The organism is Gemmatimonadota bacterium (assembly GCA_026706845.1).
Taxonomy (GTDB): Bacteria; Latescibacterota; UBA2968; order UBA2968; family UBA2968; genus VXRD01.
Window position 1 is genome coordinate 1 of the sequence record JAPOXY010000206.1, and the last position, 13,180, is coordinate 13,180.

13 protein-coding genes are annotated in these 13,180 nt (G+C 50.9%); 5 read left to right on the forward strand and 8 right to left on the reverse strand.

Annotated elements, in window-relative coordinates; translation table 11 throughout:
• The 4 genes from OXG87_18700 to OXG87_18715 all read left to right on the forward strand — a co-directional run.
• Nucleotides 1-869 (forward strand): respiratory nitrate reductase subunit gamma (locus OXG87_18700; protein MCY3871582.1); only part of this gene is annotated, 869 nt, incomplete at its 5' end.
• Between the two features lie 26 nt (nt 870-895).
• Nucleotides 896-2,248 carry a (Fe-S)-binding protein gene (locus OXG87_18705; protein ID MCY3871583.1) on the forward strand — a complete coding sequence of 451 codons (1,353 nt, stop codon included), beginning with the start codon at nt 896-898 and terminating at the stop codon, nt 2,246-2,248.
• Between the two features lie 10 nt (nt 2,249-2,258).
• Nucleotides 2,259-3,476 carry an aminotransferase class V-fold PLP-dependent enzyme gene (locus OXG87_18710; GenBank protein ID MCY3871584.1) on the forward strand — a complete coding sequence of 406 codons (1,218 nt, stop codon included), beginning with the start codon at nt 2,259-2,261 and terminating at the stop codon, nt 3,474-3,476.
• Entirely contained in the window at nt 3,466-3,789 is a 324-nt protein-coding gene (locus OXG87_18715) for a TusE/DsrC/DsvC family sulfur relay protein (protein MCY3871585.1), read from the forward strand. Before OXG87_18710 ends, OXG87_18715 begins: the two co-directional genes overlap by 11 nt.
• Nucleotides 3,790-3,857: 68 nt before the next feature.
• Here the strand turns inward: OXG87_18715 and OXG87_18720 are convergent, their stop codons facing one another.
• The 8 genes from OXG87_18720 to OXG87_18755 all read right to left on the reverse strand — a co-directional run bounded on the left by OXG87_18720 (nt 3,858) and on the right by OXG87_18755 (nt 12,922).
• A complete protein-coding gene (locus tag OXG87_18720) occupies nt 3,858-4,754 on the reverse strand; it encodes a 2-hydroxy-3-oxopropionate reductase (GenBank protein ID MCY3871586.1) in 897 nt (298 codons plus the stop codon).
• A 75-nt stretch (nt 4,755-4,829) separates the two neighbouring features.
• Nucleotides 4,830-5,753, reverse strand: a complete 924-nt coding sequence (locus OXG87_18725; GenBank protein ID MCY3871587.1) for a hypothetical protein — start codon at nt 5,751-5,753, stop codon at nt 4,830-4,832.
• Nucleotides 5,754-5,767: 14 nt separating this feature from the next.
• On the reverse strand, nt 5,768-6,598 hold the full coding sequence (locus OXG87_18730) for a 1,4-dihydroxy-6-naphthoate synthase (GenBank protein ID MCY3871588.1): 831 nt from the start codon (nt 6,596-6,598) through the stop codon (nt 5,768-5,770).
• A 13-nt stretch (nt 6,599-6,611) separates the two neighbouring features.
• Entirely contained in the window at nt 6,612-7,331 is a 720-nt protein-coding gene (gene mqnB / locus OXG87_18735; GenBank protein ID MCY3871589.1) for a futalosine hydrolase, read from the reverse strand.
• Nucleotides 7,332-7,341: 10 nt separating this feature from the next.
• On the reverse strand, nt 7,342-8,361 hold the full coding sequence (locus OXG87_18740) for a metallophosphoesterase (GenBank protein MCY3871590.1): 1,020 nt from the start codon (nt 8,359-8,361) through the stop codon (nt 7,342-7,344).
• Nucleotides 8,358-9,233, reverse strand: coding sequence for a phytanoyl-CoA dioxygenase family protein (locus OXG87_18745; GenBank protein ID MCY3871591.1), 876 nt, complete (start codon nt 9,231-9,233; stop codon nt 8,358-8,360). Before OXG87_18745 ends, OXG87_18740 begins: the two co-directional genes overlap by 4 nt.
• A 21-nt stretch (nt 9,234-9,254) precedes the next feature.
• Nucleotides 9,255-10,268: a Gfo/Idh/MocA family oxidoreductase gene (locus OXG87_18750; protein MCY3871592.1), complete on the reverse strand. Its 1,014-nt coding sequence runs from the start codon at nt 10,266-10,268 to the stop codon at nt 9,255-9,257.
• A gap of 14 nt (nt 10,269-10,282) precedes the next feature.
• The gene (locus OXG87_18755) at nt 10,283-12,922 is read right to left on the reverse strand and encodes a heparinase II/III family protein (protein ID MCY3871593.1); all 2,640 of its coding nucleotides are present in this window, start codon (nt 12,920-12,922) and stop codon (nt 10,283-10,285) included.
• An 84-nt stretch (nt 12,923-13,006) separates the two neighbouring features.
• On the opposite strand from OXG87_18755, the gene OXG87_18760 reads away from it, so the two are divergent.
• On the forward strand, nt 13,007-13,180 hold a 174-nt coding region (locus tag OXG87_18760; protein MCY3871594.1), incomplete at its 3' end, for a BrnT family toxin.

The following is a 13,180-nucleotide window of genomic DNA, read 5'->3' on the forward strand; positions in this document are numbered from 1 at the left end:
CGCAAACCCCTCGAAGAGGTGCTGAGCTGGACGGATTGATTCCGCTAACCATGAATGGCTTTGAATTTTTTGTTCTCTATCGCCTGCCCTATTTCGCATTGCCTTTCTATCTCATCATGTTAGGCGTGCGAATATGGGTGTGGATGCGGTTTTACAACCCCGCGCTCAAGCTATTGCCACGAGCCAGGGGATCTGTATATGGCGTGTGGAAGCAGCAGTACCGCCCAACCATTCACATTTTTCCCGGACCGCGCTCAAAAAATACAGAATGGAAGCGCGCGATAAAAGGCTTTGTTTTTTTTACTGGTCTCTATAAGCGCGACAAAATACTGTGGTTGGGCTCTTGGTCCCTCCATTTGGGGCTGTTTCTGGTAATTGTTGCCCATGTCCGCGTGATTTTGCCGCTCGACCTGGACCCGATCTGTTTGCAAATCGCATTGATCGGCAGTGGACTGATGACTGTATCGGGCACTTATTTGTTGCTGCGTCGGATAATTGTTCAGCGCGTGCGAGAAATTACGGACTTTCGGGACTATCTGGCGGAGTTCATCCTCCTGTTTTTTTCTGCCACAGCTTTTCTCGTAGTATTAGATGGCGGTGTCTCATCCGAAGCCTTGCGCCACTATGTGTCTCGCCTATTGACGGGCACAGCGGCAGTTATTGAAGTGCAAAGTGTTTTTGTGTGGCACATGCTCGCTGTACAGCTCTTATTGATTGTGATCCCATTTTCCCATCTGTTGCACCTCGGCGGGATTTTTTTCAGCCGCGAATTTCTGGGCACATCCGATACATTTGCGGGAGAATTTGGATCAGGATTTTCAGGATTAAAGGATGGACAGGATGAAAAATCACTAACCACTAACCACTAACCACTAACCACTTGAGAATCAGAAAATTGGAAAAGCCAGATCAAACAGAACGAGAAAAAAAGTACATTCCAACAGGCCTGATTGGCACATATATGCGGCGCATCGCCGAATCAGACCCATTTGTCCGCGAGATTCAAGATGAACCATCGGCATTGCGCCTGTACATGGATACGTGTACCAAATGCGGAGTATGCGCGCAGGAATGTCCAGTGTATTACGGGCAGCCCGATAAGCGCATGCATCCTGTGGAACGCTCTCGGCAGGTGATTCGTTTATACAAAAAGTACACGACATTTTGGGGACGATTTTGGAACGCTATTTTTCCAAAGCCCGATTTTGAAAATAACGATGCCGAGTTATTTGCCGAGCGCATGTACGAGTGTTTGACGTGTCGGCGGTGTGCGGCATTTTGTCCTGTGGGAATCGATCATTCGGTGATCTCACGCGTTGGTCGCTCGCTTGTCGATTTAATGGGTTTGACGCCGCCATCCCTTGCCCAGGGCACGCACAATTCATTTGAAACAGGCAATTTGGAAGGCGCGTCAGCCGAGGCATTTCTGGATGCGATTCAATTTATCGAAGAAGAACTCAAGGAAGAAACAGGACGGGATATTTCAATTCCCTTAGACCGCGAAGGCGCAGAAATTTTCTTTTTGCCACCATCGGGCGATGTGCTGGTATATGCTGAAAATTTAATGGGTATGGCGAAAATTTTTCACGCTATAGGCGCCGATTGGACGATGAGCTCGCGGGCATTTGACGGATCGAATTTCGGATTCACGACCGGCAATAACTTTTCAATGAAGTACGAGAACAAGCACTACATCGACGCGTGCGAAAAATTGGGATGTAAGATCATGGTAATGGGCGAATGCGGGCATGCGTATCGGGTGATGAAGTTCATGGCCAGCGAAGGGCGATGGTGGGGTGCATTGCCTTTTGAGATTACCAGTGGCTTTGAATATACGGCACAACTCATTCGCACGGGCAAACTGAAATTGGACCCAGGCAAAAATCCCGATCCCGTGACCTATCACGACGCTTGCCAATTTGCTGCCGGATGTGGGATTATCGAGGAACCCAGAGAGATTTTGAAAGCAGCCTGTACCGATTACCGCGAGATGCCCGATGGCGGGTACACGCAGTGGTGTTGCGGTGGTGGTGGTGGGTTATCGGCACTCCGCTCAGTACGCGCATTTCGGATGGAGGTCTCTGGAAAAAAGAAAGCAGAACAAATGCGCGAGACAGATGCGAAAATCGTATCTACCTCGTGTTTGCAGTGCCGCACACAGCTCAAAGAAATCGCGCGCTATCACAAAATGCCACTGAGAATTACGGGTGTACACGAGTTGGTAAACAATGCGATTGTACTGGAATAGCCGATAGCTCATGTCTCATTTAATTTACATGGACAATGCGGCAACGACGTTTCCAAAGCCCCCTACTGTGCTGGAAGACGCGCTGGCGTTCTATCGAAAATACGGAGTAAACCCCGGGCGCAGTGGCACGGATCTGGCGCGAGAGGCCGAGGCTATGGTTGCCGAGACGCGGGTATCGCTCGCTTCGTTTTTTGGCGCCACGGGCAGTCCCGATAGGCTTGTGTTTACACACAATGCCTCAGATGCGTTGAATATTGCGATACAGGGCACGTTGAAATCCGGTGATCACGTAATTACAACGCTCCTGGATCACAATTCGGTTTTGCGCCCCATTTATCATCTGTCAAAATACGACGGAATTGAGGCGACTTATGTGGGCTTTGGAGCAGATGGCTTTATCGACCCCGAGGATATTGATAGGGCGATCAAACCCAATACGAAACTCGTGGTGATGACCCATGCATCCAATGTACTGGGCACTGTGCAACCCGTAGCAGCGGTCGGCGCAATCTGCCATGCACGCGGTATAATTTTCTGCGTTGATGTGGCTCAAACAGCGGGCATGTTACCCATTGATATGGAGGCGATGCAGGCCGATATTTTGTGTTTTACCGGACACAAGTCACTTATGGGGCCAACGGGTACTGGTGGGATGTACGTGCGCGGAGAGGTGACTATTGCACCGTTGCGATACGGCGGAACAGGTGTGCGGTCGGAGTATCCTGATCACCTCGACGAGTATCCTTGGCGATTGGAGTGTGGCACGGGCAATCTGATGGGCATTGCGGGGCTATTATACGCACAGAAATGGATGCAGCGCGAAGGCGTGGAAAATATTCATGCACGCGAGATGGCTTTATTCAAACAACTGGTCAATGGCCTGCGCGAAGTCGATGGGACCATTTTGTATTGCGCTGAAAATCTCGAACAACACGTGCCCGTACTATCGGTCAATATCGAAGGGATGACCGCGAACAATGTGGGCACCTTGCTGGATGTGAAGTTCAATGTAGCAACGCGCACGGGACTGCAATGCGCGCCAAAGGTACATGAAACCCTGGGCACGAAAGCGATAAAGGGCACTGTGCGACTTTCGCTGGGTCCTTTCAATACCGAAGCGCAAATTGAAACTGTGATCGAGGGCTTGAGCGATATTTCCCAACGACACGGACGACGCGATGTACAATTGCACCAGCAGGTAAAAGGTCAGGTGCGGAATGGCGTATGAGATTGTGACGTTGGGAGGCAAAGAAATTGAGGTGGATGAGGATGGGTTTATCCAACAGCCTGAGCGTTGGGACGAAGATGTGGCGCGCGATCTGGCCCAACAAGATGGCATTGAGGAGATGACCAAAGATCACTGGCAGGTAGTGTATTATATCCGCAATTATTGGTTGAAATTCGAAATCGCTCCATTGATCCGCCGCCTGTGCAAAGAGACAGAGAAAGATATCGATACGATTTACGATCTGTTTTCCGCAGGTCCCGCAGATGGCGCGTGTAAAATCGCAGGTTTGCCAACGCCTACAGGGTGTACGTGATCGCTAAATAAAAACGAGGCGATTCCCAATAGGAAATCGCCTCAATTTTTTTTAAGCTTTAATCAGCTCTATCCAGTACGCGCTTGAATATTCGACATATCTTCAATAACCGTAAGCAAACCCGAGTGGTCGAGTTCGCCGCGGCCTTTGACCATTGCGGTCTTGAAAAGCTCAAAAACTTCGCTGGTAACGGGTAAAGGTACGCCGAAATCATTGCTCGTTTTCTGGATGATATTGAGGTCTTTGTAGTGCAGACGAATGCGAAAGCCGGGATCAAAATCGCCATTGACCATGCGCTCACCCCTGTTTTCAAGCACGCCACAGCGAGCGAGCCCCCCACTGAGCACCTGAACGATTTTTATTGGATCAACACCCGCTTTAGTCCCCATTGTGAGAGCTTCAGATACGCCGGCAATAGTGACGGCAACGAGGATTTGATTGCACGCTTTCACGGTTTGCCCCGCGCCGAGGGGACCACACAAAATCGCACTTTGGCCCATAACGTCAAAGAGCGGTTTGACCGTGTTGAACGTATCTGCATCGCCGCCAACCATAATGGAAAGAGTGGCATTTTGGGCACCGATATCACCGCCGCTGACGGGTGCATCGAGACTTTGGACACCTTTTTCCGCGAGCACCTCCCCTACCTGTGTGGTGACACTGGGCGCAATAGTACTCATATCGACGAAAACCAGCCCCTCGTGCGCGCCTTCAATAATGCCGCCTTCGCCCAAAGCAACACTCTCAACATCGGGCGAATCGGGCAACATAGTAATAACAATATCGCTTTGTTCCGCCACCTCTTTACCAGAGTGCGCTTCTGCTGCCCCTTTACCGACAAGTTCATCGACCGCATCTCGATTGCGGTTGTGTACGACGAGTTCATATCCAGCATCCATCAAATGACCGGCCATCGGCTTGCCCATGATCCCGAGACCGATAAACCCAATTTTTGGCTTCGACATGTGTTAAATCCCTTTCAATAGATAGTTTGCTCTTCTCCTGCGGTCTGCGATAAATATAATCGCTTTAAAAATGTTCTACAACTTCCTCAACTCCGCAAGCGAGGGAAAGGCATGGCTCTCCCACACCCGCACGACCACTCCATCTACGATATAAGCCAGTCGCGGATAGCCATGCCCGTGGGTCAAGCGCTTGAAATCAGCGAAAGAAATAGTTGCGATGGTAAAGCGCGGTCGAAACTGCACTTTGAACTGCGCGGTCACGGGATGATCTTTGGGATACTGGCTCAAAGCAATCAATCTGGGCACCTCTGGATCAGCAGCCCAGAAATTGAGCTTGGGCACGGCAGCCTGGCAATAGTGACAACTTGGACTGAACAACTCGATTAGATAGGCTCCCCGCGTCAAATCGATATCCACATCTAACAGGGATAAACCTTTCAGATAATCACCAACTTGCAGGTCTGAATCAGCTAACCGATCGCGCTCGGGCATATACCTGAACCCCAGCACGGTCAGAGCAACCAATCCGCCGACCAGGACTACCCTTCTCCCCCATGCCCACAGCGCAACAGACCGCCGACGCAGGCCCCACCAGGAAAAGACCAACAACCCCAGCATGAGAAAATTTTCCACCATCGCCTCAACCGGCGAGCGATCCACCAGAGTGCCAAAACACCCGCAACTCTCCCCCATTCCCCGATGCCATGCATGAGCGGTAATCGCAAGAAAAAAAACCATCATCACCACACCTATAGGCAAAACGAGACGCGGCTTCCAATCGACCAGAAGCGCGAGACCCACCAGGCATTCCAGTGGACCGAGCAACAGAGCCAATTTGGCGACCATTTCCACTGTCTCGCGCCCGACAAAAATCTGGGCAGGCATCATAGCCTCCCAAAAAAAGAGCACAGGATCCCATATCTTAGTCAGGCCAGCCACCAGAAAAACCACACCCATAATCCGCTGGCTTACCCACAGGCTCTTTTCTAATATACTCATAGCTGTATCCTCTTTCAGCTCACAAACAACGGTTGATCGGACCGCGGTACAATACTCGCTTCTTCTGCACGCGCAAAAAGATCGACCAGTGCGGCCTCACCATCTGCGCCGTAATCCAATGTGTATTCATTGACGTAGAGATCAATGTGCTGCTGCATCACGGCTTCGTCCATCTCCTGTGCGTGCTCGCGGATGTAATTTTTAACTGTATCGGGATTTGAATGTGCATATTCCACACTGGCGCAAAGAGATACATCAACCTGTTGAATTATTTCTACGCCGAGATCGCGTCGGGCGAGAATACCCCCGAGCGGAATGGGATGTCCCGTAGATGCCTCCCACCATTCGCCCAGGTCAATGACTTTGTGCAGACCATAATCGGGATAGGTAAATCGCGATTCGTGGATGATCACACCCGCATCAACATCACCTCTTTGCGTAGCCTCCATAATCTCGTGAAAAGGCATCGCGACGAGGTCGTCGACCGCGGGATTAAAGAGGCGCAGCAAGAGTGCGGCCGTAGTGAGCTTCCCTGGAATAGCGATACGTTTGCCCAACAGATCGCGCGGATCAAGGGAGTCAGACGCGATAACGAGTGGGCCACACCCGCGCCCCAATGCCCCTCCCGAATGCAACAGACAATAGCGATCGCGCATAAATGCAAGCGCATGGAATGATATTTTGGTCATATCCAATTTACCTGCCATAGCCATGCGATTCAGGGTCTCGATATCTTCGAGAATCTCGCGGCATCTGGGCGCGCCGTCAATTTTTCCGTGAACCAGACCGTAAAAAATATACGTGTCATTGGGGCACGGAGAATAACCGAGAGAAATACGGGACATGATGAACCTCATATCATAGGGCTTCGACGAATTTTCGCGCTGCTATTTGAGCACGCTGGACAGCGCGTGGAATATCCCAGGCGTCTTTGTTGCGGTCTTCCACATGGTTGCTAATAGCGCGCAATTCGAGAAATGGAACCGCGTAAAGGGTGCAGACATGCGCCGCGGCTGCGCCTTCCATGTTTTCGCATATCGCATTGAAACGCGCTGCCAATTCATTCCCAATATCCTCGCGCCCTGTACACTGTTGCACCGTGACAAAAGGACCTCGCACAACGCATTCGCCCAATTGTTCGAGTATGTGTTGCCCCCTGGCGACAAGCGCGGGGTCGAGAGAATACGTATTGTAATAATCGCGATTGGTCGATAGGACGGGAATACCGATCTCATCAGCAGGAGACCAGCCAGCAGGTGTGATGACGCCTAAATCGCCATAGTTTTCCTCGGTCGCAAGTGCGAGATCGCCTACGTTTAAGCCCTTACCGAGATAAGCACCGCCTATACCGATTTGCAGAACGAGTTCGGGATCGATTTCTTGCAGTGCAACAGTTAGAGCCTGCGCCGTATTGACCGCCCCAATACCCGTTTCAACAAGGACAACGGGCCTGATGCCGATCATACCGCGAACCCAGACGCGATGTCCCCAGCGCTGTGTCGTCGCCTGTTGAAGGCTATCGCGTAAACGCTGTTGCTCATAAGCCGTCGCGGTCAGAACGAGCAGAGGATCGGGCATGGTCGAGCACCTAAAAAGAAAAGGGCATCTTCAGAGACACGGTTCGCCGTGCAGGTTCGTACCATCCCTGAGGTGCGAAATGGTCGGAATGCAAATAGCATTTTACATCTACCCAATCGCATCCCTCGGTAAAAGTCAAAACGCGACTCATCGGCACGTTCTTTTGCCCGTGAAATTTTGAAATTGCAGCGACGTTAATAAATGTCGCGGCCCACTTCTGTTCCACATGCGAACGCCCACCCGTCGTATCTTCGGGATTTGTATGCGTGTGCCCGCCCAGCCAGATATCACAAACACCGGGATTATCTGCCAGAAAACCTTCAAATTGTCCGCTATCTGGTTTGCCACCCACCCAGTAGAGATACGAAGCCCCAATAGGCGCGCCATCGTCAAACCGACCGTGATAGCCTTCATCTACCCCCACCCAATCGAGTGAAGCGACCGTCGTCTCTTTTAGCATGTGGTGATGTGCGGAAATGATAATTTTATCCCGATGGGAAAGCACCATATTGCGCCACCATTCAAATGTCTCCTGCGTGACTGCACCTGCGGGATAACCACCCCTTTTTCCCCGCCCTACAGGCGGCCCACCGTCATTGCGATCACCCATACACAAAAACAGGATATTACCCACCTCAAAAGAATACCGATCCCACTGCCCGGTTACGGGATACGGTCGTTGATCGGCATAAACACCCGAATATTCGGAGTTCACACCCATCGGATCCACCCACTTTTGAAACCACCACTGGGTCTCCTCTTCAGGACCACTCGCATCGTGATTGCCCACGATATTGTAAAAATGCGATCGCGGATGTTGGGTCGATACACTGTATTGCCGAACCACCTCCTCGCCCTCTTCATCGTCGGGCGGTTCCTGCGCGCCGGATAGGTCGCCAATATCGAGCATCACATCCCATTCAAAATCTCGCTCTCCTTGCAAAATGGCAGTTTCCAAACTCTTTCGCCCCCGCCGCAAATCCGTTCCCACATGTGCATCCCCACCAGCCCAGAGTGTAAATGCGTTCATTGCGACCCCCGCCAACCGATATCAATACTCGTGTACCCATCGGTATATCGCTTCAAATGGTCCGGAATATTTTTCAAAAACCACTGGCCCGATTCCGGTATCTCCCACGGAATATCAATTCTGTGATTGCGATCTCTAAACCCAATCGCGCACGAAAGGCGCGTCTCATTCAACCGATTGGGAAATGCCCCGTGGTACGTGCGGTGGGCAAACACAATCATATCTCCCCCATTTGTGAACAGGGGCACTAACCCCGGAATATCAAACCCCGCGTAGCGATGTTCTTCCTCGCCTTCAGGATAAAACGAGCGCCGATCTACCGTCAACTTAAATCCTTCGGGGCCTTCCCATCCCTCCACATGGGAATCTTCGATCACGCACAGACCGCCGTGAACTGGACGCGATCCCGTCAGATAAAACCACTTGCCCGACGGCCAGAGTCCGCGATTCAACACATCGCCCGAGTTCAAAATTTTATCGGAATATCCACACCAATCCGTATGCCACCCCACCGGCTGAGACCCCGACATGCGGATAATCGCAGCAGAGCGATGGACGGTCATATCATCTGTGCCTATCAAATGCCGGTGTATATCCATAAACGGCTGGTATTCCAAAAGCTCCCATGCACCTGGTCCAGATTCGATCCACGCATGTCGCGTACGACTCTGGCCGCCCTCTAACGTCCCGTCTGGATCGGTACCGTCATACACAGCCTGTTTGAGCTTCTCGACAATCTCATCCGGCAACACATCTTTAATAATCGCAAACCCGTGCGCCTCCAGGCACTCGGACATTGCATCGAGTTCATCTGTAGCAAACTCATAGCAATAGCCCAAATCGGGCTTTTTAATATGTGAGTAGTCTGCCATTTTTTCCTCCCTATGTGTTCTTTATTCAGGTGGATCAGAAGAAAGGGCATTTCCATCTGTCACCTGGCACCCGGTCAACAACACTTCTTGCACGGTCAAATCGTGTGCCTGGGAATAATCAGGTTCTTTCTCGCCATTCATACACGCCCTCAACTCCCGCAACAGCGTTGGAAAACTATCGGGAGGTTCAATCTCCAATTCCTGCCAGCCGCTCTGATACCCTTCGGCTTCCTCTTCCAAACACAAACGCAGATTATTGGAGCCAATGGGCGCGTGAAGCGCTGTTCCCGATGTCCCGTGCACCTCAATCCGCCGTGCCATACCCACCTGCATAGCGGCCATGTCAATCGTGCCGAGACCGCGTTCAAAATCGTGTACCACAACCGCATTGTCAACGACAGTTCGTTTGCCATAATGTTTTCGGAGAATCGGATGTACATCTGTCGGGCGTCCCATCAAAGCCACCATAATATCGACGAGGTGACCCGCCATTTCAAAATAAATTCCCCCGTGATAAATACCGTTCTCCTCTTCCAACTCTGTGCGCCAGCTATGGGGCTTTGGGATATGCCCGCGGTAAGCGTAAATATCACCCAACACACCCAGCTTTGCCAATCGAATAATCTCGTGAACAGCCGGATTATAACGCCACATATAGGCCAAATTGAGGACTAATTGTTTGTTCGACGCCAATTTTTGGATGCGCTTAAACTGGTCCAGATTGACCCCTGCGGGCTTTTCCAGCAATACATGCTTGCCTGCGGTGAGTGCCTGTTCGGCATAATCCAAATTCTGATAGACATGCCCTTCAACAATAACGGCATCGACCTCACTGTTTAACACCGCGTCAACCGAATCAAAAACGGGAATATCCAGCCCCTCTTCCGCACTCTTCTCCCGCCTGATCGCAATCACTTCGGGATCGAGATCGTACATGCCAATGAACTCAACCTCATCGGGCGATTGTGCAGCTTCTCGCAAGTGCATACTCGTATGACTGTGCCAGCAACCCAAAAACGCAACTTTTAATGCCATTGAAAACTCCTTTTCTATTTCATCTCAAAATCTCCCGAACCAATCGAGCGTTGTTCCACACCCCCATCTCGAATGGTCACAAACGCCGATGTCCGAATCTGCAACTGCACTGTGCCCTCAATCTCCCGAAGCGGAAAAAAGCAATGCGCCATTCCCGCATTTGTAATGCGAAAACCGGGATCGTCTTTGAGAATGACCTCCCTACCCACCACGCGCTTAACGCGCAACCCGCGCGTTGTGCCATCGCCAAATGTCACCACAGCAACAACGCCATCTATGTCACCCATTTCAGGCGTACCATTCACGACCAATGCATGGTACGGCGCACCATCCTCTGTTCGCAATACATCTGTAACCTGCCCCGTATAGATACCACCACCTGTTAACCGAGTGGTTTGCCATTGCACCTTCTCCCCACCCCATAAACCCATAACTCGCGCCTCGCCATCCTGTGCGCGCACAAAACCGACTTCGCCTTGAAATGTAAGATCGCCCATGCGAAAAACTTCTGTCCCGGGTTGCAGAACAATATGATCTGTAACCCCCCGGTGGCGCACTTTCATATACACGCCGCGCTCGCCAATATTTTCCACCTCAACAGAATCGATAAACGCCTTATCCCGAAATGGTTCGTGAACAGCCGTGAACCGACTCGGCGATTGGCCTTTTTGTCGAACCATCAACATGGGCATGCGAAATCGATCAATCAGTGTTTCATCTTCATCTGCGCGCCGTACAGAAGGTGCATCACCCACAAAAAGATCGCTGTCCTTCATTCCCACAAGATGAATACGCACGGCAACAGCATCATTCCCCTGAAAGGTGACACGCGCATCCTGTACACGATCGCTATGTAACACGTTCTGAAAAAATGCAAGCGAAACATTTCGCCCCTCTGCATCCCCCTGGTCGCGTTCGTGTTCTGGAAATCGCACTTTCACTCCCGGCAAAAGATTTTCACCATAATTCTGCAAAGGCACATTGACCTCTGTCTGCATATCGCCATCCGCACTCCCATGCATCACCCAATCACGTTGATCGCCGCCCCGAACGCGAAACAGGTCAACCACATAGTGATCCTCTCCCCCCGCATTTACAAGCATGACCAATCGCCGATATTCTTCCGCCAGTCCGGGATACACCCCCTCCCCACTCGCTTCTACCCATTGTACCGGGTCATAAGCGGCTTCAAACGCCAGCAGAGAGCCGTCTATAATACCTTTTCGGTTGGAGCGTTCCTGTTCTTCTTCATCGATCAACACAGTATTGTGGCACAAGGTACTGACCGTCCAGCTGCGGTATTGGGTATGGGTATAGCCCACATCGGAGAGCAATTCCTGTCCTCTGGCAAAAAGCATCAGATTCAAATTATCTGCATGGGCATGCCCATAAGCCCCCGAAAAATGCAGATGTACCTGCACTTGATGTTCGCCATTTCCCCTCCCCAACCACGCATGCCCAACACCCGGCAGCAGTGTCGGATGCGATTGTTCCAGCGGTTTGACATTGGGATCAACCCGCCGACTATCCCGATATGCCCAGGCATCGTGCATGGGAATCCATCGCCCATCGGGATACCTGCAAATATCCAGAAGCTGATTTGCCTTTTTCACAATGGCAATATCTCGCTCCAAATCCAGCCTGTCGTATCGCACGCCATCGTCCGAGACATAACCCAACGGATCGGAATATCCTTTCAGCGCGTCAAATACCACTTGCATACCCGCCATTGTCATCCGGTGATACCCCAAACTGCCTTCATGCCAGAAGCCATCCGCATAAAATTGACGCTCAAACAGACCGATACTGCGACGAACCGCTTCATGTACCAGTTCGGGATCGCCCAAAACGCGACCAATCACCGCATACCCGCGATAGATATGGGGACTCGCATTGGTATAGAGAATCCCGTGATATCTATCCTGCCGAATGGCTCCACGAAAGAAATCGTCCTCAATCCGCTTTTTCACATCTATCCCAACCGCATCGGCCAACCGCTCCAGTTCACCACTCGTATAAATCGCATCATAAGCCATAGCCAGATTGGTCGGCATTTCATCGTGCCGCCACCGCCCCCACTTTCCCCCATTATTTGGATAAGGCGGTTCAAACACAAATCCCTTTTGTTCGTGTGCCCGATCATAACTCACCAGAAAACCCGGATAATACCGCGCAAATGCGTCCAGAATTAGTGTCGCGCGTCGCGCATACATCGCATCTCCTGTTGCCTGGTACAATTCTCCCAAATCTTCCGCGATCGCCGCAAAATACACACGCGCTTCCCGCCACGCCTTTGCCTGAAAGTAATACCGAAAACCCGTCTCATCTTCCCAAAAGGGATATGTCACCGTCTCTCCCAACGGGTTAACAACTGTCTGTATCTGATTATCCGGATATCTCTCATTGGGAAATACCATCTGGCAATAGCGACACTGCGCGCGATGTGGATCTTTAATGGACCACCGCAACTGCCCTTCCTGAGCACCCGCATCGCAATCGGGACATCCCACAAATCGAAACCCCGTCTTATCGGGAATCAACGCCACCATCTCCGCTTCAGAAAAAGCCATCACTGTTCGCACGCGCCGTTTCAAACGCGCGATTTCCTTCTCGGTTAAATTTATCTGATAAACCGGGCGTTCAATGGCTTGCATAGCCAATACTCCTATCAGAATTTGGATTGTGATACAAAGAAAAATACGTATTGACATTGTATATACAATTCTCTAAATTGTTTTATGGATATTTACTACGAACTACACAACATCACCTTTGTCTGGAATGAAAATAAAGCTCGTACAAATTCAATAAAACACGATGGTGTAACTTTTGAGCAAGCTGCAGAAGCTTTTTTTGATCCCTTTCTAAAAGTGGTAGATGCGAGTCGTAGTGAAGAGTCTCGTGATGCCATT

What these genes read in the sequence shown, in the direction of transcription:
- OXG87_18725 (MCY3871587.1), bottom strand. Translation starts at nt 5,753, where the DNA reads ATGAGTATATTAGAAAAGAGCCTGTGGGTAAGCCAGCGGATTATGGGT.
- OXG87_18740 (MCY3871590.1), bottom strand. Translation starts at nt 8,361, where the DNA reads ATGAACGCATTTACACTCTGGGCTGGTGGGGATGCACATGTGGGAACG.
- OXG87_18745 (MCY3871591.1), bottom strand. Translation starts at nt 9,233, where the DNA reads ATGGCAGACTACTCACATATTAAAAAGCCCGATTTGGGCTATTGCTAT.
- OXG87_18715 (MCY3871585.1), top strand. Translation starts at nt 3,466, where the DNA reads ATGGCGTATGAGATTGTGACGTTGGGAGGCAAAGAAATTGAGGTGGAT.
- OXG87_18710 (MCY3871584.1), top strand. Translation starts at nt 2,259, where the DNA reads ATGTCTCATTTAATTTACATGGACAATGCGGCAACGACGTTTCCAAAG.
- OXG87_18755 (MCY3871593.1), bottom strand. Translation starts at nt 12,922, where the DNA reads ATGCAAGCCATTGAACGCCCGGTTTATCAGATAAATTTAACCGAGAAG.
- OXG87_18750 (MCY3871592.1), bottom strand. Translation starts at nt 10,268, where the DNA reads ATGGCATTAAAAGTTGCGTTTTTGGGTTGCTGGCACAGTCATACGAGT.
- mqnB (MCY3871589.1), bottom strand. Translation starts at nt 7,331, where the DNA reads ATGCCCGATCCTCTGCTCGTTCTGACCGCGACGGCTTATGAGCAACAG.
- OXG87_18720 (MCY3871586.1), bottom strand. Translation starts at nt 4,754, where the DNA reads ATGTCGAAGCCAAAAATTGGGTTTATCGGTCTCGGGATCATGGGCAAG.
- OXG87_18730 (MCY3871588.1), bottom strand. Translation starts at nt 6,598, where the DNA reads ATGTCCCGTATTTCTCTCGGTTATTCTCCGTGCCCCAATGACACGTAT.